Origin of the sequence: Pseudonocardia adelaidensis (assembly GCF_039543345.1) — a bacterium.
Classification (GTDB): domain Bacteria; phylum Actinomycetota; class Actinomycetes; order Mycobacteriales; family Pseudonocardiaceae; genus Pseudonocardia; species Pseudonocardia adelaidensis.
Window position 1 is genome coordinate 1 of the sequence record NZ_BAABJO010000035.1, and the last position, 17,568, is coordinate 17,568.

The window sequence follows — 17,568 nt, forward strand, 5'->3', positions numbered from 1 at the left end:
GCGCCGGCCTGACCCTCTACGCCGTCCTCCGCGAACTCCAGACCCTCCTCAGCATCTGGACCGGCGCATGCCACACCTGCAAACGCCCCTACCCCGCACCGACCTAACAAAGCCCTACTAGGAGCGCCCTGAACAACTCGGGCCTACTGCGCGACGCCCAGGCAGCGCCCTCGCCGCGTTGGACGTCCGCACCGATACAACAGCGGTATCGGCGCGAACGTCCGCCTTGCGATGACACCGCCTGGACGCCGCTCGCTACGGCCGGAGTTGTTCAGGACCCTCCTTAGCCGCGCAGCCGGTCACCCCCGGTCCCGGCCCCGCACCGGCTGGCCCGCGCTCTCCCGGCTGCCAGCGCGCGTGCGCATGGGGTCGGGTGCGCCCGCCTCCGGGAACCTGTGCAGGAACTCCTGCTCCAGCGCGAGCATCCGCTCCGTGTGCGCGCGCAGGGCGGACTCGCTCCCGCCGAGGACGGTGTCGTGGCGGGTCTCGTGCAGGTGGGCCAGCTCGCGGCGGAGGGCGTCGTCGGCGAGCCGGTCCGGGGAGATGCCGTGCGATCGATCCGTCATGGGGCAGGGGTGCCCACCCGGCGCGCTCCCATGCGGCAGTATCGAACGGGTGATCGTGCGACTGTCGAACGCGGGCGCCGTCGTGCAGGACCCCGACGACCTCGCCGACCTGCGCCTGAACACCGACCTCGACCCCGACGACCTCCGGAAGGTCCTCGCCACGACGGGCACCGGGGAGCTCTCGGACGACCACACCGCGCTGCTGGACGTGGCCGTGCTGCGGTCGCTCGCCGTGCTGCGACCGACCGCTCCTGGCTGGTCGACCCGGTGGAAGGCCATGATCGAGGACGCCCGTGGCCAGGGCCTGCTCTCGGCCGACGGGCGGTCGGTGCGGGTTCCCGTCAGCCGAGCGCCGCGATGATCCGCTCCGGGGTGAGGGGAAGGTCACGCACCGGAACGCCGAGCGCGTCCCGCACGGCGTTCGCGAGCGCGGCCGCGGTGGGTCCCTGCGCCGCCTCGCCCGCACCGAGGCTCGGCTCGCCGGGCCGGTCCGTGACCTCCACCGTGACCGGCGGCACCTGGCTGAACCGCAGGATCGGATAGCTCGACCAGTCCGTGCTGCTGGGGCCGTCCCGGTCGAAGCGGACCTGCTCCAGGAGCGTCCAGCTCGTGGCCTGCACGGCGCCGCCCTCCATCTGGTTCACCAGCCCGTCGTGGCTGATCACGCGGCCCGCGTCGACGGCGACGACGAGCCGGCGCACGCGCACCTCGTGCGCCGCCTCGATCTCGGCGACCACCGCGCAGTACGCACCGATGCCCTTGTAGCGCGCCACCGCGATGCCGTGCCCGCCGTGCGGCCCGGCGTCCCGCTCGGCCCAGCCGGCGACCGCCGCGGCCCGCTCGAGCACCGCGCGCGCCCGTGGATCGGCCAGGTGCGCCCGCCGGTACGCGAGCGGATCGGCACCGGCCCCGGCCGCGAGCTCGTCCATGAACGACTCGATCGCGAACACGTTGAGGAACGCGCCCAGCGACCGCAGCGCCGACGCGCGCGGTGCGGCCGCCCGGCTGAGGTGGCCGACCACCCGCCGGGCCGGGAACGCGTAGATCGGGTCGGCGTTGCGCAGCGCCCCGCCGGCCGGCAGCGGGGGATCGGCCGCCGGCGCCGTCGCGCGGCCCGCGACGTCGGCCGCGGCCCGCAGGTCGGGGGTTCGGCCGGAGCCGGGCCGGGAGGTGTGCCCCTGGCTCCAGGTCTCGTGCCGCCACGTCCGCACGCACCCGTCGGCGTCGACGCCCGCGGCCAGGTCGGCCACCATCGCGGGCCCGAACGGTGCCGCGCCGAGCTCGTCGGCCCGGCTCCACACCACCTGCACGGGCCGGCCCGGGACGGCCCGCGCGAGCAGCACCGCGTCGAAGGCGGCGTCGTCGGCGCCGTTGTGGCCGTAGCAGCCCGCCCCCTCGACGTGCCGCACGACGACGTCGTCGGGGGACAGGTCCAGCGCACCGGCGATCGCCCGCCGCAGCGGGTGCACGCCCTGGGTGTGGCTCCACACCCGCACCCTGCCGTCGGTCCAGAGCGCGACGCCGCAGCTCGGCGCGACGGAGGCGTGTGCGAGGAACGGCCTGCTGTAGGACGCCCTGACGTCGGTGACCACCCCGCTGGTGGCCGGGCCGGGCTCGTCGATCACCACGGTGTGCTCGGTGGCCGTGTCCCGCAGCCACCGCCGCACGTCGCCGACATCGGGCGCAGGCGCGACGTCCCAGCGCGCCGTCGACGCGAGCGCGGCGGCCGCGCGGACGGCGACCTCCTCGCGCTCGGCGACGACGCCGAGGAAGCCGCCGTCGCGCACGACCGCCGTCACGCCCACCGCCGCGCCCGGATCGACCCCGGTCAGCACGGCCCCCGTCGCGGGCGGACGCACCACCCGCCCGTACAGCTGGCCGGGGAGCCGCAGGTCGTGCACGTAGCGCGGCCTGCCGAGGACCTTGCCCGGGAGGTCGAGCCGGGGCAGGTCGGGGCCGCTCGGGCCCGGCGGCTTCGGCCGGACGTGCCCGTCGGCCGCCCGGTCGAGCAGCCGGGTGGCGTCGAGCTGCCAGTAGCCGATGCCGCTGCCGTCGGGCGCCCGGACGTGCCCGTCCCGCACCACGAGCCGGGCGACGGGGACGTGCAGCCTCGCCGCCGCGGCGGCGACCAGCGCGGCGCGGGCCTCGGCGCACGCCTGCCGCAGCGCGGCGCCCGCGTCGGACAGCGACATGCTCCCGGCCGTGACGCCCCCGTCCGGGCCGCGATCCGTGCGCGCGGCCGGCACCCGCACCCGGGCCGGGTCGACGTCCAGCTCGTGGGCGGCGATCGCGGCGAACGCCGTGAGGACGCCCTGGCCCAGCTCGACCTTCCCGGTCGTCACCACGACCACGCCGGGCTCGGAGAGGTCGAGCCACGCCCCGAGCCGGGGCTTCGCGGCGAGCGCACGCGGGACCCTCACCGGGCCTCCGTCCGCTCGGCGGCGCGCAGCACGGCCCGCACCATCCGGTTGTGCGCCCCGCACCGGCACAGGTTGCGGTCGAGGTGGGCGCGCACGGCCGTCTCCGTGGGCCGCGGCACCGCGGCGAGCAGTGCCGCGGCGTTCACGAGGATCCCCGAGACGCAGTACCCGCACTGCGCGGCCTGCCCCGCGAGGAACTCGTCCTGCAGGGGATGGGGCCTGCCACCGCCGAGACCCTCGACCGTGACGACGTCCCTGCCCGCCACCGACTCGACCGGTGTGTCGCAGGACGGGACCGGCTGCCCGTCGACCAGCACCATGCACGCGCCGCAGTCACCGCTGCCGCAGCCGAACCGGGTGCCGAGCAGGCCGAGGTCGCCGCGCAGGACGTACAGCAGGGGCGTGCCCGGCTCGGCCGGGGTGGTGACCGGGCGACCGTTCGCGCGGAAACCGACGGGGAGGAACCGGTCGTCGACGACGCCGTCCGCGAGCACGGTGTCGACGTCGAGCGGCGGGCCCGCTCCGTGCCGGTTGCGCAGCTCGACGAGCGTGGCGAGCGCCGCCCGGTCGACCCGCCCGTCGGGGACGAGCCCCTCGGCCGGGTCGGTGAGGGTGGCGACGTAGCGGGCCGCCGAGCGCGCGTCGAGCGCCAGCCTGCGGCTCGCGGCGGCCCGTGCGACGTCGCGCAGCTCGCCGGCGACCAGCCGCGCCGCGGTACCGATGAGCACGCCGGCGAGCGCGGCGAACGCGCTGCCGTCGGCATCGACCGCGGGCCCGTGGGCGGCGAGGACCGTGCCGAGGTAGGGGCCGATGGCGGTGGCCCTGGCCAGCCGGCGGGCCCCCGCGGCCTCCGCGCGCAGGTCGCTGCCCGCGTTCAGCACGGTGACCGCGCACCGGCCTGCGAGCAGCGCGTCCGCGCGGCGCGGCGTGGCGCCGAGCGCCTCCACCGGGCAGTCGCCGACCGCGCGCAGGCCCTGGCGGGCCAGCAGCTCGACGGCGACGAACGCGAATCCGGACCCCGGGACGTCGACGGCGAGGGTGCTGCCGCGCAATCCGGGCACCGACCGGCCCGGGGCGGCGAAGAGCGACAGCCCGAGTCCGCGGTCGACGGCGGCGAGGACGCGGACGTCGCCGGTGCGCCCCAGCGGGTTGTCGGCGACGAACCGGTAGGCGAGCACGTTGTCCGGGCTCGTCAGCGCTGCGTCGAGGTCGCCGGCCAGCAGCTCGGCGAACTGGGCGGGCGACGAGGTGGCCGGCACCTCCTCCACGGCCAGCCCGGCCGCGTGCAGCGCGCCGGTGACCCGCGCGACCTCCAGCAGCACGGATGGGCTGAACGTGCCCAGTCGGAGCAGGGTGGTCATACTTCCGCACCTTAGCCGGACCCGATCGAGCCGCAACCGATTGCTGTCCAACCGCCTGCAGGCTCTTGACACGATCGGATGCCACCACCACGATTCGGGATCGCAATCGGTTGCAGTGCTGGAATCGTTGCAGGGCCGGACCCCAGGAGGCGTCGTGCTCACCCGACCCCGCTCCCGGCTGCGCGCGGCCGGGGTCGCCGCCGTCCTCGCCGCGGCCGTCAGCATCGCCCTCGCCGCCTGCGGCACCCCGCCGTCCGAGGGGAACGCCGACGGGCCGGTCACCATCGGGGTCTCGCTGCCGCTCACCGGCGACTTCTCCCAGCCCGGCACCCAGGCCGAGCGCGGTTACCGGGTGTGGCAGGACATCGTCAACGCCCAGGGCGGCCTGCTCGGCCGTCCCGTGGAGCTCAGCATCACCGACGACGCCAGCAGTCAGGACACCACCGTCGCGAACTACACGCGACTCATCACCCAGGAGCGGGTGGACCTGCTGCTCGGCACGTTCTCCTCGCTGCTGAACTTCGCGGCGTCGGCGGTGGCCGAGCGCAACGGGATGCTCTTCGTGGAGCCGGCGGGCGGGGCGCCCACCATGTTCGAGCGCGGTTTCAGGTACCTGTTCTTCGCCCAGCCGGCCACCGCGCCGCGCCAGGCCGAGATCTTCGTGGAGTGGATCGCCTCGCTGCCCCCGGACCAGCGGCCGAAGACCGCCGCCTACCCCGTGCAGGACGACCCGTTCACCACGCCGGTGATCGACACCATGCAGCAGGGCCTCGAGGCGCTGGGCGTGCAGACGGTCTACAGCTCGGTCTACCCGGCCGACACCACCAACTTCCAGCCGGTCGCGAGCGCCATCGCCGCGGCGCGGCCGGACCTCGTGGCCCAGGGCGCGGTGTTCGAGGACGGCGTCGGGCTGGTCCGGTCGCTGCAGCAGTTGGGCTACTCGCCGCCGATCCTCTTCCAGACCTCGGCGCCGAGCAACGCGGGTCAGTACAGCGACGGCGTCGGCGTCGCCAACACCGAGGGCGTCTTCTACACGGTGAGCTGGAACGAGCGCGCGAGCACGCCCCGCAACGCCGACTTCGTGAAGCGCTACGCCGAGATGTACGACGGCGAGACGCCCGCCGAGGACGCCGCCGACGCCTTCGCCGCCGGGCAGGTGCTGCAGGCCGCCGTCACCGCCGTCGGGCGGATCGACCAGACCGTCCTCGCCGACTGGCTGCGCGCCAACCAGGTGGAGACGATCCTCGGCACGCTGAGCTGGGACGACACCGGCGCACCGGAGTCGAAGTTCCTGCTGGCCCAGTGGCAGTCCGGGCAGGTGGAGATCGTCGCGCCCGCCGACCGGGCCACGACCGACCGGATCGTGCATCCCAAGCCGGCGTGGGCTCAGGGTCAGTAGTGCAGCTCGTCCAGGCGATCGTCCTCGGGGTCCTCATCGGCGGGGTCTACGCCCTCATGGCGTCCGGGCTCGCGCTCGTCTTCGGCGTGCTGCACGTGATCAACGTGGCGCACGGCGCGTTCCTGATCCTCGTCGCGATGCTCACGTGGTGGCTGTGGTCGACCACCGGCATCGACCCGATCCTCACGTCGCTGGTCATGACCCCGCTGATGTTCGGGGCCGGGTGGCTGCTGCACCGCACCGTCGTCTCGCGTATCCGGGGCTCGTCGGCGTCGATGTCGGTGCTGCTCACGTTCGGCATCGCGCTCGCCATCGAGGGCGTCCTCAACGTCACGGCGGGCAACAAGTTCCGCTCGGCGACTCCCGCCTACTTCCAGGAGTCGTTCTTCGTCGGCGGGATCGCGCTCCCGAAGCCGCACGTCTACGGCTTCCTGACGGCGCTCGTCGTGCTGGGCCTGCTCTACGTCGTGCTCACGCGCACCTGGACCGGGCGCGCGATCCGGGCCACGGCGCAGAACCCCACCGGCGCCGCGCTCGTCGGGGTCGGCGCGGCCGGCACCGCGGCGCTCGCGTTCGCGATCGGGGCCGCGACCACCGGCGTCGGCGGGTCCATCCTGTCGGTGCTCTACCCGTTCTTCCCGGCGTCGCACTACGACTGGATCTCCCGGCTGCTCGGGATCATCGTGCTCGGCGGGCTGGGCAGCCTCCCCGGCGCCCTGGTCGGCGCGCTCGTCCTCGGGCTCGCGGAGACGCTGACCGCCACCTATGTGTCGTTGCAGTGGTCCACGCTGGTGTTCTACGTCGTGATCATGGCCGTGCTGCTGGTCCGGCCGCAGGGCCTGTTCGGGTCCCGGCTGCGTGAGGACGTGGCGACGTGAGGAGACTCGCGGATCCACGCGTGTTGCTGGTCCTCGCGCTCGTGGCGTACCCGCTGATCCGGCCCTACGACGCCTATCCGCAGGTCGTGCTGCTGATGGCGTTCCTGCTCGCCACCCAGGCCGTCGGCTGGAACATCATCTCCGGCTACGCGGGCTACGTCTCGCTCGGACACAGCGTGTTCCTGGGGCTCGGCTCGTACACGGCCGGGATCGTCGGCGCGCGGACCGGGCTGAACCCGTTCCTGCTGGCGCCGCTGGGCGGGCTCGTGGCGGTCGGGGCGGCGGTGCTGGCCGGGTCGGTGGTGCTGCGCACGCGCGGGCACCCCTTCGTGATCATCACGATCGCGCTGCTGCTCTCCACCCAGGTGATCGCCACCAACTGGGACGCGCTGACGAACGGCTCCGACGGCATCACGCTCGCGCTGCCCACCTGGTCGCGCGACATACTGAACCTCCCCTTCTACTTCGCTTTCCTCCTGCTGATGCTCGCGAGCATCGGGTTCAGCGCCTGGATCCGGCGCACGAAGTTCGGCACCGGCCTCGTCGCGATCCGGGAGGACGAGGGCAAGGCCGCGGCGATCGGCGTCGACACCACCCGCTACAAGATCGCGGCCTACGGCGCGAGCGTGTTCGTCAGCGGGATGGCGGGCGCGGTCTACGCCTACTTCCTGACGTTCCTCAACCCGATCGGCGCGTTCAGCATCCTCGGCAGCGTCACGATCGTGCTCGCGGCGCTCGTCGGCGGCCGGGGCACGCTGTGGGGGCCGGTGATCGGCGCGTTCGTCGTGCAGATCGCGAGCGAGCTGGCCACCGTCTACGGCGGCGGCACGCAGAGCCGGGTGCTCGTCTTCGGGCTCGCGCTGGTGCTGGTGGTGCTGTTCCTGCCGGCGGGGCTGCTGCCCACCGTCGAGGCCTGGTGGCGCCGCCGGCACCCGCAGGAGGTGACCTACACCGACCACGCGGGCGCGCTGGCCAAGCGGCAGCTCACGGTCCGGGCCCCCGCGCCCGAGCGGCCGGCCGGGCCGCTGCTGGAGGTGCGTGGCGCCACCAAGCGCTTCGGCGGCCTGGTCGCCGTGGACGGGGCCGACCTGCGGGTGGACGCGGGCAGCATCACGGCCCTGATCGGGCCCAACGGCTCGGGCAAGACCACCCTGTTCAACCTGGTCACCGGCGCCATGCGGGCCGACGCGGGGGAGGTCTGGTTCGACGGGCGGCGGATCGACCGGCTGCCGCCGTGGCGGCGCGGACACGCCGGGTTGGGACGCACGTTCCAGGTGACGCGGCTGTTCAAGGCGATGACCGTGCTGGAGAACGTCGTGGCCCCGATGCCGGACGCGCGCTGGCGGAGCATGCTCGCCGGCGCGGTGAGCGGCCACGAGGCGGAACGGGCGCGCGAGCTGCTCGCGTTCGTCGGGCTGGAGCGGTTCGCCGACCAGCCTGCGGGCGCGCTCTCGTACGGCCAGCAGAAGCTCGTCGAGCTGGCCCAGGTGCTGATGATGGAGCCGAAGCTCGTGCTGCTCGACGAGCCGGCGGGTGGGGTCAACCCCGGTCTCGTGGCGAGGCTGGCCGAGATCGTGCGCGATCTGAACTCGCAGGGCGTCACGTTCCTCGTCGTGGAGCACAACATCCCGCTGGTGCTCGACCTGTGCGACCCGGTGGTGGTGTTCGAGCGCGGCCGCCCGATCGCGGAGGGCCCGCCATCCGTGATCCGCACCGACCCGGTGGTCCTCGATGCGTACCTGGGCCACGACTGGTCCGACCACGAGGCGGTGCCCCGATGACGCCGCTGCCGTGCCGCAGCAAGGTGGCTGTGCTGCGGCTCCACCGGAGTGAGGCCACCTTGCTGCGATTCGAGAGCGGGGAAGCACCGTGCTGACGCTCGCGGGGGTCACCGCGGGGTACGGCGGGGGCGACGTCCTGCGGGGCGTCGATCTCGTCTGCGCAGCCGGCTCGATCACGTGCATCGTGGGCCCCAACGGTGCCGGGAAGTCCACGGTGCTGCGGGTCGTCTCGGGGCTGTTGCGGCCGCGGGCCGGGGAGGTCGGGTTCAGCGGGCGGCCGATCGGCGGCCTCCCGCCCGAGGAGGTGCTGCGCCGCGGCGTGGCGCAGGTGCCGCAGTCGCAGGCGCTCTTCCCCAGCATGACCGTGCGCGAGAACGTCCTGATGGGCGGCTACCTGATCCGCCGCGACCGGGCCCTGCTGCGCAGCCGCTACCGGGCGATCGAGCGGCGTATCCCGATCGTGGCCGAGCGTGCGGGGGACGCGGCCGGCAACCTGTCGGGCGGCCAGCGGCGGATGGTCGAGATCGCCCGCTGCCTGATGCTCGCGCCCGGCTTGATCCTCTTCGACGAGCCGTCGCTCGGGCTCGATCCGCGCAGCCTCGCCGCTGTGGCCGCGCTGATCCGGGAGCTGAACGCGGAGGGGGCGACCGTGTTGCTGGTCGAGCAGAACGTCCGGCTCGGGCTGGGCCTGGCGAGCCACGGCCTCGTGCTGGAGGGCGGCCAGGTCCGGCTCCACGGCACCGCGGCCGAGGTACTGGCGCACCCCGAGATCGCCGACCTCTACCTCGGCGGGGCGCCACGATGACCGGTGACGAGCGGGTGGCGTCCGCGATCGCGAACTGGGGCCCGCGGTTCACCACGAACGGCGTGGCGGTCGCCGACTTCGAGCGGATCACCCGGCAGGTGCGGGACTGGGACGGCTGGTGCGCCGCCTGGTCGGCCGCGGGCGACGGGCACGAGGCGCTCGGCATCGAGGCACAGGCGGAGGGGCGACTGCTCTCCGCCGGTCAGCACTTCGCGCAGGCGGCCGTCTACCACCACTTCGGCAAGTTCCTGTTCGTGCAGGATCCGGAGCAGATGCGCACGGCGCACACCGCGGCCGTGCGCTGCCTGGACGCCGCGCTGCCGCACCTGCGCCCGCCCGGCCGCAAGGTCGCGATCGCCGGCGGGTACGTCGGGGTGCTGCGGCTGCCGGACGGCGCCGGGCCGCACCCGGCCGTCGTGCTGATCCCAGGCCTGGACTCGGCCAAGGAGGAGTTCCGCTCCACCGAGGCGCTGTTCCTGGAACGGGGTGTGGCCACCTTCAGCGTCGACGGGCCGGGGCAGGGCGAGTCGGAGTACGACACCCCGATCCGCGGCGACTGGGAGGAGCCGGGCGCGGCGATCCTCGACGCGCTCGCCGCGCAACCCGGCGTCGACCCGGAGCGGATGGGCGTGTGGGGTGTGAGCCTGGGCGGCTACTACGCGCCGCGGGTCGCGAGCGGGGACCCGCGCGTGCGGGCGTGCGTGGCGCTCGCCGGACCCTACGACTTCGGGGACTGCTGGGACCGGCTGCCGCCGCTCACCCGCGAGGCGTTCCGGGTGCGATCCCGCTCGGCGGACGACGGTGCGGCGCGCCGGGTCGCGCACACCCTCAGCCTCGCCGGTCGGGCGGAGAAGATCACCTGCCCGCTGCTCGTCGTCACCGGGAAGCGGGACCGACTGATCCCGTGGCAGCACGGCGTCCGGCTCGCCGAGGAGGCGCCCGCGGGCACGCTCCTCCTGTTGGAGGAGGGCAACCACGGCTGCATGAACGTGGCGGCGCAGCACCGCCAGCGCACGGCGGACTGGGTGGCCGCGCAGTTCGGCGAGGGATAGGCCGTGCCGTCAGGACGGCGGTGCCGTCGAGTCCCGCACGACGAGGCGCAGCGGCAGGCTGATCGTCTTCGCGACGGCCGGCGCGCCTTCGATCTGCTCCAGCAGCAGGCGCGCGGCCTCGACGCCGAGCTCGTGGGTGGGCACGTGCACGCTCGTGAGGGCGGGGCGCAGCTCGTCGAGGAACGGCATGTCGTTGAACCCGGTGAGCGAGACGTCCTCCGGGCAGCGCAGCCCGGCGGCCCGGATCGCCCGCAGCGCGCCCAGCGCGATCAGGTCGTTGCCGCCCACCACCGCCGTGGGGCGCTCGCCCGCCTCGGTGAGCAGGGCGACCATCGCGCGTTCGCCGGCGTCGGCGGTGTAGGACTCGCACTCGACGAGCCGGGCGTCGAGCTCGTGGGCGGCCACGGCGTGCCGGTAGGCCTGGCTGCGCCGCAGGCCCGTGGAGAGCCCAGCGGGGCCGGCGAGGTGCACGATCCGGCGGTGGCCCAGCGCGACGAGGTGGTCCACGGCGGCCGTCATGCCCGCCGGGTCGTCGCCGGTGACGAGCGGGTAGAGCGCGTCGTCGGTGCCCCGGTTGACCAGCACGGCGGGGATGCCGCGCTCGTGTGCGGAGACGAGCAGGGGGTGATCGCGGCGTCCCGTGGCCAGGATGAACCCGTCGGCCTGCCGCCCCAGCAGCGCCTCGAAGTGGGCGGCCTCGCGGTCGGGTTCGTTGTCGGTGTTGGCGACGAGCGCGGTGTAGCCACGGGGGAAGAGCACGTTCTCGATGCCGCGGACGACCGGCGGGAAGAGCGGGTTGGTGAGGTCGGGGATGAGCACGCCGACGGTGTGGGTGCGGCTCGTGCGCAGGCTGCGGGCGGTGGCGTTCGGGGTGTAGCCGAGCTGCCGGGCCGCCGCCAGCACCCGGCGGGCGGTGGCCTGGTTGACCTGGCCGCTGGTGAGCGGGTTGAGCGCGCGCGAGGCCGTGGCCTTGTGGACACCGGCCACGCGCGCGACGTCCGACATCGTCGGGCGCTTCGTCATGTCGCCACGGTACCGCAGCAACCGATTCGCATCAGAAGCCCGGCCACCTTCGATTGACAGCCCCTCTGGCTAGGGGCAAAGTCGACCGCAACCGATTGCAGTACGAGCGCGATGGGAGCCCGACCCATGACAGCTGTCCGGATCGGCTGGATCGGCACCGGCCGGATGGGAGCCGCACTCGTCGCGCGGCTGCTCGACGCCGGGTGCGACGTCGCGGTCTACAACCGCACCGCCGCGAAGGCGCAGCCACTCGCCGAGCGGGGCGCCGAGGTCGTCGCCCGGCCCGCCGACCTCGCCGACCGCGACGTCGTCTTCGTGATGGTGGCGGCCTCGGCCGACCTGGAGGAGGTCACCAGCGGCGACGGCGGCGTCCTCACCGCGCCCGACCACGCGCCGGGCGTGCTCGTCGACTCCTCCACGGTGTCGGTGGAGGCCTCCGCGGCCGTCCGGGCAGAGGCGGCCGAGCGCGGCACCGAGTTCCTCGCGGCGCCGGTGAGCGGCAACCCCAAGGTCGTCGCGGCCGGGCAGCTCACGTTCGCCGTGTCCGGGCCGCGGACGGCGTACGACCGGGTGGAGCCGCTGATCGCGCTGCTCGGCCGCGGGTCCACCTACGTCGGCGACGGGGAGGTCGCGAGGCTGGTGAAGATCTGCCACAACGTGCTGCTCGGCGTCGTCACCCAGTGCCTCGCCGAGATCACCGTGCTGGCCGAGAAGGGTGGCACCAGCCGGGCGGCGTTCCTCGAGTTCCTCAACGACTCGGTGCTCGGTTCCACCTTCACCCGGTACAAGTCGCCCGCGTTCGTGAACCTCGACTTCGCCCCGACGTTCACGATGCCGCTGCTGCGCAAGGACTTCGACCTGGGCCTCGACGCCGCCCGCGAGCTGGAGGCGCCGATGCCGGTGGCGTCGGCCGCCGCCCAGCTCGTGGCGTCGGCGGTGGGGGCGGGGCACGTCGACGAGGACTTCGCCGCGCTGCTGCTGGAGCAGGCGCGCCGGGCGGGCATCGCGCTCGAACCGGAGGACGTTGCCGTGGACGACGGGCTGGGGTCGTGAGCCGGCCGATCGCGGCGCCCGGGCACGGTGGCGTCGACTTCGAGACGCGGGTCGACTTCGCCCGCCTGCGCGAGTACCGGCTCGCGCGGGCGCGGGCGGCACTGGAGTCGAGCGAGTGCGGGGCGTTCCTGCTGTTCGACTTCTACAACATCCGCTACACCACGCAGACCTGGATCGGCGGGGCGCTCGGCGACAAGATGACCCGCTACGCGCTGCTCACCCGCGGCGGTTTGCCGGTGCTGTGGGACTTCGGCTCGGCGGCGCGGCACCACCAGCTGTACGCGCCGTGGCTGCGGCCGGAGAACTGCCGGGCGGGCATGCTCGGGCTACGCGGCGCGATCGCGCCCGATGCCGGGCTGATGGAGTCGGCGGTCACCCAGATCGCGGGCATGCTGCGCGACGCGGGCGTGGCCGACGCGCCGGTGGGCGTCGACATCGTGGAGCCGCCGTTCCTGTTCGAGATGCAGCGCCAGGGTCTGCACGTCGTCGACGCCCAGCAGCTGATGCTGGACGCCCGGCAGATCAAGTCGCCCGACGAGATCATGCTGCTGGCCCAGGCCGCCGCGATGGTCGACGGCGTCTACCAGGACATCGTCGAGGCGCTCAAGCCCGGCGTGCGCGAGAACGAGATCGTGGCGCTCGCGAACAAGCGGCTCTACGAGATGGGCGCAGACCAAGTGGAGGCGATCAACGCGGTGTCGGGGGAGCGGTGCAACCCGCACCCGCACAACTTCTCCGACCGCCTGATCCGCCCCGGCGACCAGGCGTTCTTCGACATCATCCAGTCCTACAACGGCTACCGCACCTGCTACTACCGCACGTTCGGCGTCGGCAGCGCCACCGCCGCACAGCACGACGCGTACACCAAGGCGCGGGAGTGGATGGACGCCTCGCTCGAGACGGTCAAGGCGGGCGTCGGCACCGACGAGGTGGCGCGGGTGTGGCCTGCGGCCAGCGAGTTCGGCTTCGCCGACGAGATGGCGGCCTTCGGCCTGCAGTTCGGCCACGGCCTCGGCCTCGGCCTGCACGAGCGGCCGATCATCTCCAGGCTCAACAGCCTGGAACACCCCATCGAGATCCAGACCGGGATGGTCTTCGCGCTGGAGACCTACTGCCCGGCGACGGACGGCTTCTCCGCGGCGAGGATCGAGGAGGAGGTCGTGGTGACGGAGGAGGGCCCGAGGGTGCTGACGCAGTTCCCGGCGCAGGAACTGTTCATCGCGAACAGGTATTAGCCCCGATCGCGGCATAGTGCTCATGTCGGGCCGAACACCTGGGCCGGGGTCGTGCCCAGCACCCTGCGGAAGGTCGCCACGAAGGCGCTGGGAGTGCGGTAGCCCACCCTCGTGGCCACGACACCCACGGGGAGCCCGGTCGCCAGGAGCCGCAGGGCCGCGCGGATGCGCGCCCGCGTGCGCCACTCGCGCAGCCCCCAGCCGGTGGCCTCGTGGAAGAGGCGGTGCAGCGTGCGCGGGCTGGTGCCGGCGAGCCGGGCCAGCGCGTCCACCCCGCGGTCGTCGGCCGGGTCGGCGAGCAGGGCGTCGGCCACCCGGCGGGCGCGCTCGTCGGTGGGCAGGGCGAGCTCGACCGACGCCACCGGGGCGGGCACGAGCTGGTCGAACAACACGGCCTCGGCGCGGGCGCGCTCGCCGTCACTCAGCCCGGCCCGGCCGAGGTGCCCGATCAGCGCGGCGAGCAGCGGGGTCGCGGCGAGGACGGTGGGGTGGTCGAAGCCCGTCGGTGCGCGGGCGGGACGCAGGTAGAGGCTGTGCATCGCGGTGGCGGTGGCAGCGGCGGTCGTGTGCAGGACGCCGGCCGGGATCCAGAGCGCACGCGTGGGCGGGAGTGCCCACGTCGTGTCTTGCGCGGAGATCGACAGCACCCCGCGCTCGGCCCATGCGAGCTGGTGGGTCGGGTGCACGTGCTCGGCGAACCGGTGGCCGCGGGCGAGCGCGAACCGGCCGACGAGCGCGGCGCCCAGCGGCGGGTCGAGAAGGCCGGACGGATGGCCGGAACGCGACACAGGACGGCAGGCTAGCCGGTGCCGGACGGCGCCGCCCGGTCCTAGCCTCCCGGGGGTGCCGATGAACCTGCTGCACCGCCGGATCTGCCGCTCCGACTCGTGGGCCACCCGGATGCACGGTGAGGTGCTGCCGTGGGTGTGCCGGACGGTGCCGCTCGACGGCGACGTCCTCGAGATCGGGCCGGGCTACGGGGTGACCACCCGCTGGCTCACGGAGAAGGGTGGGCGCCTCACCGCCGTGGAGGTGGATCCGGACCTGGCCGCCGGCGTTCGCGCGAGCTTCGGGGACCGCGTCGACGTGCGCACCGGGGACGGGGCGGACCTGCCGTTCCCCGAGGCGTCGTTCGACACGGTCGTCTGCTTCACGATGCTGCACCACGTGCCGTCGCCGCTGCAGCAGGACCGGCTGTTCGCCGAGGCGGCCCGCGTGCTGCGGCCCGGTGGCGTGTTCGCGGGCCTCGACAGCCGGCTCAGCCTGCGGTTCCGGCTGCTGCACGTCGGAGACACGATGACGGTCGTCGACCCGGCCGGTCTGCCCGACCGGCTCCGCGCGGCGGGTCTCGCCGACGTCGAGGTCGACACGGCGCCGAGGGCCTTCTGCTTCCGGGCGGTGCGCTAGATCCAGCCCTGTTCCTGGGCGGTGCGGTAGGCCTCGGCGCGGGTGGGGACGGCGAGCTTCGCGGTGATCGCGGCGAGGTGGTTGCGGACGGTGCCCTGGGACAGGTGCACGCGGCGGGCCACGGCGGCGACCGGGGTGTCGGCGCCCGCCGCCTGCAGGACGTCCAGCTCGCGGGGGGTGAGCGGGCAGGGGCGGGCGGTGAGGGCGTCGGCGGCCAGTGCCGGGTCGACGTAGCGGGCGCCGTGGTGCACCCGCCGGATCACGTCGGCGAGCGTGCCGCCCGGCGAGCCCTTCGGGAGGAACCCCTTGGCGCCGGCGGCGAGCGCGCGCTGCAGGTGCGGCGGGCGGCCGTGCCCGGTGAGGATCACGACCGCACAGGACGGAGCGGCGGTCGCCAGCTCCGCGGCCACCGCGATGCCGTCGAGCCCCGGCATCTCCAGGTCGACCACCGCGACGTCGGGGCGGTGTGCCACGGCCGCGTCGACGGCGCCCCGGCCGTCGCCCGCCTGCGCGACGACCTCCAGATCGGGCTCGAGGCCCAGCAGGGCGGCGATCGCGGTGCGGATCAGCTCCTCGTCGTCGGCGAGCAGGACGCGGATCGCCCCCGGGTTCATCATGGCGTGGGCACCGGTAGGACCGCGTCCAGGGTGAATACCCCGTCCGACACCTCCGTGCGCAGCCGCCCGCCGGATCGCGCGAGCCGGTCGGACAGGCCCTGCAGCCCGGAGCTGTGGGCGTCGGGACGCGCGTCGCCCGCGCCGTCGTTCGCGACGGTGAGCCGCACGTCGTCCGCGTCCCGCACGAGGTCGATCGTGCACCACCGCGCCCGGCTGTGGCGCAGCACGTTCGTGCCGGCCTCGCGCACGGCCGCGGCGAGGCCGGTGGCGACGGCGTCCGGGAGCGGGCCGGGATCGCCGGTCACCGTGCACCGCACCCCCGACGAGCCCAGCACCCGCGCGACGGCCTGCAGCTGGGCACCGAGGTCGACCGCCCGGTAGCCGTGCACGACCTGGCGCATCTCGGCGAGCGCCGCGGCCGCGAACTCGCGCACCTCGCCCGCCTCCCGGCCGGCGCGCTCCGGGTCGACGGCGGCGAGCCGCTGGGCGAGCTCGGCCTTCAGGGCGATCACCGAGAGGTGGTGGCCGAGCAGGTCGTGCACGTCGCGCGCGAACCGCAGCCGCTCCTCGGTGATGGCCAGCCGGGCCCGCGCCTCGCGCCCGTCGCGGGCCTCGAGGACCAGGTGCCACAGCACGACGGGCAGCCCGTGGATCGCGAGCAGGCTCACGCCGATCCCCGCCGTGATCACGGCGAACACGCCGGGGGATCCCCCGGTCGCGGCCCCTGTCACGGCGGACACCGCGGTGGCCAGCACGCTGATCCCCGCCGCGAGGGCGGTGCGCACCAGCAGCGGGACCGACGCGACCACCGAGGCCCCCAGCCACGCCCAGGTGTCCCAGCCCTCCGCGTCCTGTGTCCCGACCGGCGCCGCGAGCGGCACCGAGACGAGCGCGGCCACCAGGAAGGCGACGACGTAGCGGCGGCGCGTCCGCTCGGCGAGGCCCGGGGTGGCCGCGGCGTAGAGCGCCGCCGCCTGCGTGACCGCCACGGCGAGGATCCCGGCGCTGCCGAGCGCCTGCCACAGGGGGCGGGCCTCGAAGCGCACCACCCCGATCCCCGGCCAGATCACCGTGGACGCGACCGCGACCACCAGCGATCCGAGCACGGCCGCCCGCGCCCGGCCGAGGCGGGGGTCGGCTGCTGGCGGCGGGTCGGACGGCACGACGGGATCATGCCCGGTGGTTGCCCCGGTCGTCGCCGGCTACCGCCGTGGCATGGCCACTTCGACCCCCCTCACCGCGCTCGCGCTGAACTGCACGCTGACCCCGTCCCCCGGCGGGTCGAGCACCGAGGTCATGACCGACCAGGTACTCGAGGCGCTCCGCGAGCACGGTGTGGAGGGCCGCAGCGTCCGGGTCGTCGACCTCGACGTGAAGCCCGGCATCGAGGCCGACATGGGTGCGGGTGACGCGTGGCCGGGCATCCGGCAGCAGATGATCGAGGCGGACATCCTGGTCGTCGCGACGCCGACGTGGGTCGGGCACCGCAGCAGCGTCGCGCAGCGGGTGGTGGAGCGGCTCGACGCCGAGCTGTCCGCCACCGACGACGAGGGCAGGCTCGAGACGTTCGGGAAGGTCGCGCTCGCCGTCGTCGTCGGCAACGAGGACGGCGCCCACGCGATCACCGCGGGCCTGTACCAGAGCCTCAACGACGTCGGCTTCACGATCCCGGCCCAGGGCGGGGTGTACTGGAACGGCGAGGCGATGACCACCACCGACTACAAGGACCTCGACGAGACGCCGAAGGCCGTGGCGACGACGACGAAGACCCTCGCCGCCAACGCCGCGCACCTCGCGCGGCTGCTGAAGCAGGACCACTACCCGCCTGCCTAGTGCCCCCCGGGTGGGCGAAGCGCAGGGCGAAGGCCTCGAAGCGGCCCGCCTCCACCCCGCTGGGCGCCCGGACCAGCCCGTCCGGGCCGGGGCGCGGCGGCTCGGGCGGGGCCGGCAGAAGCGCCAGCAACCGGGCCT

Annotated in this window: 17 protein-coding genes; 10 read left to right on the forward strand and 7 right to left on the reverse strand. The window is 74.5% G+C overall.

Annotated elements, in window-relative coordinates:
- Positions 1-299: 299 nt before the first annotated feature.
- Positions 300-566, reverse strand: coding sequence for a DUF6158 family protein (locus ABEA81_RS33780; protein ID WP_345610837.1), 267 nt, complete (start codon positions 564-566; stop codon positions 300-302).
- Between the two features lie 49 nt (positions 567-615).
- Here ABEA81_RS33780 and ABEA81_RS33785 point away from each other — a divergent pair, with 49 nt between their 5' ends.
- Positions 616-927, forward strand: a complete 312-nt coding sequence (locus ABEA81_RS33785; protein WP_345610839.1) for a hypothetical protein — start codon at positions 616-618, stop codon at positions 925-927.
- Here the strand turns inward: ABEA81_RS33785 and ABEA81_RS33790 are convergent.
- Both ABEA81_RS33790 and ABEA81_RS33795 read right to left on the reverse strand, forming a co-directional pair.
- Positions 908-2,986, reverse strand: coding sequence for a xanthine dehydrogenase family protein molybdopterin-binding subunit (locus ABEA81_RS33790; RefSeq protein WP_345610840.1), 2,079 nt, complete (start codon positions 2,984-2,986; stop codon positions 908-910). The genes ABEA81_RS33785 and ABEA81_RS33790 overlap by 20 nt on opposite strands.
- Complete coding sequence (locus ABEA81_RS33795; protein ID WP_345610842.1) at positions 2,983-4,347, reverse strand: 2Fe-2S iron-sulfur cluster-binding protein; 1,365 nt, start codon at positions 4,345-4,347, stop codon at positions 2,983-2,985. Before ABEA81_RS33795 ends, ABEA81_RS33790 begins: the two co-directional genes overlap by 4 nt.
- A 154-nt stretch (positions 4,348-4,501) precedes the next feature.
- On the opposite strand from ABEA81_RS33795, the gene ABEA81_RS33800 reads away from it, so the two are divergent.
- The 5 genes from ABEA81_RS33800 to ABEA81_RS33820 all read left to right on the forward strand — a co-directional run bounded on the left by ABEA81_RS33800 (position 4,502) and on the right by ABEA81_RS33820 (position 10,262).
- Positions 4,502-5,746 carry an amino acid ABC transporter substrate-binding protein gene (locus tag ABEA81_RS33800; RefSeq protein WP_345610844.1) on the forward strand — a complete coding sequence of 415 codons (1,245 nt, stop codon included), beginning with the start codon at positions 4,502-4,504 and terminating at the stop codon, positions 5,744-5,746.
- Positions 5,746-6,624 (forward strand): branched-chain amino acid ABC transporter permease, encoded by an 879-nt coding sequence (locus tag ABEA81_RS33805; RefSeq protein WP_345610846.1) that lies wholly within the window; start codon positions 5,746-5,748, stop codon positions 6,622-6,624. Before ABEA81_RS33800 ends, ABEA81_RS33805 begins: the two co-directional genes overlap by 1 nt.
- 20 nt (positions 6,625-6,644) lie before the next feature.
- Positions 6,645-8,405 carry a branched-chain amino acid ABC transporter ATP-binding protein/permease gene (locus ABEA81_RS33810; protein WP_345610848.1) on the forward strand — a complete coding sequence of 587 codons (1,761 nt, stop codon included), beginning with the start codon at positions 6,645-6,647 and terminating at the stop codon, positions 8,403-8,405.
- Positions 8,406-8,493: 88 nt separating this feature from the next.
- Positions 8,494-9,210, forward strand: coding sequence for an ABC transporter ATP-binding protein (locus ABEA81_RS33815; RefSeq protein ID WP_345610849.1), 717 nt, complete (start codon positions 8,494-8,496; stop codon positions 9,208-9,210).
- Positions 9,207-10,262 carry an alpha/beta hydrolase family protein gene (locus ABEA81_RS33820; RefSeq protein ID WP_345610851.1) on the forward strand — a complete coding sequence of 352 codons (1,056 nt, stop codon included), beginning with the start codon at positions 9,207-9,209 and terminating at the stop codon, positions 10,260-10,262. Before ABEA81_RS33815 ends, ABEA81_RS33820 begins: the two co-directional genes overlap by 4 nt.
- 9 nt (positions 10,263-10,271) lie before the next feature.
- On the opposite strand, the gene ABEA81_RS33825 is transcribed toward ABEA81_RS33820, so the two are convergent.
- Positions 10,272-11,285 (reverse strand): LacI family DNA-binding transcriptional regulator, encoded by a 1,014-nt coding sequence (locus ABEA81_RS33825; protein WP_345610853.1) that lies wholly within the window; start codon positions 11,283-11,285, stop codon positions 10,272-10,274.
- Between the two features lie 111 nt (positions 11,286-11,396).
- Between ABEA81_RS33825 and ABEA81_RS33830 the strand changes: the two genes are divergently transcribed.
- Together ABEA81_RS33830 and ABEA81_RS33835 are read left to right on the forward strand one after the other, a co-directional pair.
- Positions 11,397-12,338, forward strand: coding sequence for an NAD(P)-dependent oxidoreductase (locus tag ABEA81_RS33830; RefSeq protein WP_345610855.1), 942 nt, complete (start codon positions 11,397-11,399; stop codon positions 12,336-12,338).
- Positions 12,335-13,573, forward strand: a complete 1,239-nt coding sequence (locus tag ABEA81_RS33835) for a M24 family metallopeptidase (RefSeq protein WP_345610856.1) — start codon at positions 12,335-12,337, stop codon at positions 13,571-13,573. Before ABEA81_RS33830 ends, ABEA81_RS33835 begins: the two co-directional genes overlap by 4 nt.
- A 20-nt stretch (positions 13,574-13,593) precedes the next feature.
- On the opposite strand, the gene ABEA81_RS33840 is transcribed toward ABEA81_RS33835, so the two are convergent.
- A complete protein-coding gene (locus tag ABEA81_RS33840; RefSeq protein ID WP_345610858.1) occupies positions 13,594-14,361 on the reverse strand; it encodes an AraC family transcriptional regulator in 768 nt (255 codons plus the stop codon).
- Positions 14,362-14,422: 61 nt separating this feature from the next.
- On the opposite strand from ABEA81_RS33840, the gene ABEA81_RS33845 reads away from it, so the two are divergent.
- Positions 14,423-14,980, forward strand: coding sequence for a class I SAM-dependent methyltransferase (locus tag ABEA81_RS33845; RefSeq protein ID WP_345610979.1), 558 nt, complete (start codon positions 14,423-14,425; stop codon positions 14,978-14,980).
- On the opposite strand, the gene ABEA81_RS33850 is transcribed toward ABEA81_RS33845, so the two are convergent.
- Both ABEA81_RS33850 and ABEA81_RS33855 read right to left on the reverse strand, forming a co-directional pair.
- Positions 14,977-15,597, reverse strand: a complete 621-nt coding sequence (locus ABEA81_RS33850; RefSeq protein WP_345610860.1) for a response regulator transcription factor — start codon at positions 15,595-15,597, stop codon at positions 14,977-14,979. The two genes, ABEA81_RS33845 and ABEA81_RS33850, sit on opposite strands and share 4 nt — an antisense overlap.
- Positions 15,594-16,760 carry a sensor histidine kinase gene (locus ABEA81_RS33855; protein ID WP_345610862.1) on the reverse strand — a complete coding sequence of 389 codons (1,167 nt, stop codon included), beginning with the start codon at positions 16,758-16,760 and terminating at the stop codon, positions 15,594-15,596. Before ABEA81_RS33855 ends, ABEA81_RS33850 begins: the two co-directional genes overlap by 4 nt.
- A gap of 52 nt (positions 16,761-16,812) precedes the next feature.
- On the opposite strand from ABEA81_RS33855, the gene ABEA81_RS33860 reads away from it, so the two are divergent.
- The gene (locus ABEA81_RS33860; protein WP_345610864.1) at positions 16,813-17,430 is read left to right on the forward strand and encodes a flavodoxin family protein; all 618 of its coding nucleotides are present in this window, start codon (positions 16,813-16,815) and stop codon (positions 17,428-17,430) included.
- Positions 17,431-17,568 lie beyond the last annotated feature (138 nt).